The sequence below is a fragment of the Rodentibacter rarus genome (genome assembly GCF_001998965.1).
In the GTDB taxonomy this organism is placed as follows: domain Bacteria; phylum Pseudomonadota; class Gammaproteobacteria; order Enterobacterales; family Pasteurellaceae; genus Rodentibacter; species Rodentibacter rarus.
Window position 1 is genome coordinate 1 of record NZ_MLHJ01000030.1, and the last position, 2,471, is coordinate 2,471.

1 protein-coding gene is annotated in these 2,471 nt (G+C 31.9%); it reads right to left on the reverse strand.

What is annotated here, in order from left to right:
- Nucleotides 1-660 precede the first annotated feature (660 nt).
- A complete protein-coding gene (locus BKK50_RS04100; RefSeq protein ID WP_077415574.1) occupies nucleotides 661-1,677 on the reverse strand; it encodes a replication initiation protein in 1,017 nt (338 codons plus the stop codon).
- Between the last annotated feature and the right edge of the window lie 794 nt (nucleotides 1,678-2,471).

Below are 2,471 nucleotides of genomic sequence, written 5' to 3' on the forward strand. Positions count from 1 at the left end.
AAACCGCCTCAAAAGGGCGGTTTTGTTTATCCGCAATTAGCTTCTATTTCAATTTGAAAATAATCCTTGATCTTAACGTTTAGTTTAAATTTAATTTTTATTTTTTCTAAAAATTTTTTCATTAAATTTTCCTTATTTAAAAAGTTAAAGGTTTATATTGATTATATGAACATTTAATTTTTAAAGTAATTGACAAAATCATCTATTTTTTCTTTGTGAGTTTTTAAAATAAAGATCTTTTTAAGATTACATACATTCGTCTGATAAGGGGTATTTTTATTTAGATTAGAACTTATATATAAACCCATTCTTATATTCCAAATGTATAGCAAAAAAACTTCATTCACACACCTAACGCAAAACTTCGTTTTGCAAAGAAAGCAATAAATATCAATGGAATAGCAAGAATTGATTAAAAATAACACAGCATTTTTGAGCACTATCTAGCATCTTCATAACACTATTTATAACATCTTGTTTTTAATAAATTTTTTACTATTTTGTGCTACATAGTGCTATACAGCACCACACAGTGCTCAAATTTGACTATATTTTGAACTATATACTGTCGCCCTTCGGTTGCCGAATATAAAAAACACAATAAAAGACTTCGCTATTTATTGCGTTTTTTTATATTTTTATTTTGACTTATTAAAAACTTTAACGAAAAAAATCAATTTGTTTTTTATCAATCTCAACCAATTCACAATCTATGATTTTATAGCCACGCTCTCTCAGTTTTTCGGCAAAGATTTGTTTTCTACCAAATCTCGATTTATGACTTTCATTGACGGATAGGAAAATCCAATAAAACAACAAATCTTCATTTGGCACATCTTCGATGTTTTGATAAAAATCTTCCAAAATTTTTAAACAATCTTTCGCATAATTACCATATTCAGCAGAACTCATTTTAGGATTTTGGCGATCAAGTTTCACAAACTTACCGTATTTGTTTTTATGTGGAAATTTAGGGCGTTTTAATTCCGTTTTAACCGCACTTTTCTTTGTCTGAATGGTAAATTTCAACGCTACAATACTGCGACCACGTTTAATAGGTTCGTATGATACAAGCAAATCAGATTTAGCATTTATTTCAGCGATAGATGGCTCAATAACCCATTTTCTAAAATTAGCATACAAGCTGTATTTATCTGAAACTTGGAACCAATCTTTTAGATCTTCAATGCTTGTTTGACGCCAACCAGTATCACGATATTGAGAACATAATTCATAAAGACGAATGGCGTGCGTACTGCTAAACGCACCTATATTTACAAGCTGATATTTTGTGTAGTTCTCGTGTAATTCAGAAATATACGGGATCAACTCATCGTGGAACTCAATGTAAAACCGACCTTCTTTTTTAAAATAGGAACGCTTATGAATTAACGCAACTTCAGTTAATTCGTGTTCATTATCAACCAACGTAACCCAACGCTTTGAAATTTTTAGAACGGCATTTCTAACTTGTGTATAAGCTATCTCAGGATTGACATCAGGGAAATGCTTACAGAAATCAGCTACCGTAAAGTCAAATCCACGTTTAGACGGATTTTTAGGGTTAAAAACCCCCAAAGTTAAAGATAAAATCCGCATTTCATCGAGTGTCATAGAGTAACTAGCCTGAACAAAGCTATTAGCTTTTGAGATAGTAAGATCAGTATTATTGCTCATTTTATACCCTTAATGTGTAGAAATTTGTTGATTTTATATAGAATAAAATTTATACCTAATATTTTGATATGTATAGACTACAAAATCAACCTAATATTAAACAATAAATCTCTACACATTAAACAATAAATTTCTACACATTAACAATAAATCTCTACACATATAAATCGCTCAAGCCTTGTGCCACAAGGAAATCCATAACCTACAAACAAGATTACAAACAAGAAAACAAAAAATATAGAGCCTAACGGCTCTTTTTGGGGCTTTCAGCCCTATTTTTTTATTTTTATGATTGAATTTGTAAACCTTTGCGACAGTGAAGAACTTGTTGTTCACTGTCGTAAAGGTTCATCAAACGAGCGTAGCGAGTGCGATAGCCTATTAGGTATATGATCATCAGGGTAAAGGATAAAAGTCGCTTAAAATGCGTTTTAGGACGTTTTTGAGAGTTTATTTGGGTAATTAGTCTAATTTAATAAAAAAACAAGGATTGCTAGTTTAACTAACAATCCTTGAAAACTTAGTGTTTAATCGCTACACTGTGTGTAACGACAATTAACGCATACGTTTTTTTGTTGAGTGTCGAAATAACCGTAGATCTCTAAACCGCGAGTGCTTGCGCATCCGCCAAGATACAGGCAAGCTCCCACGATTAGAACGGTTTTGATGAGATTACTCATCTCCACGTTTTCCTCTGTTGATGTTCTACCTCGAATTGAACGAGTTAATAACACATCAGGGGAGCTTGTCGAGGAACTTAACAGCTCCCCCGACATAACATAAACCGCCTCAAA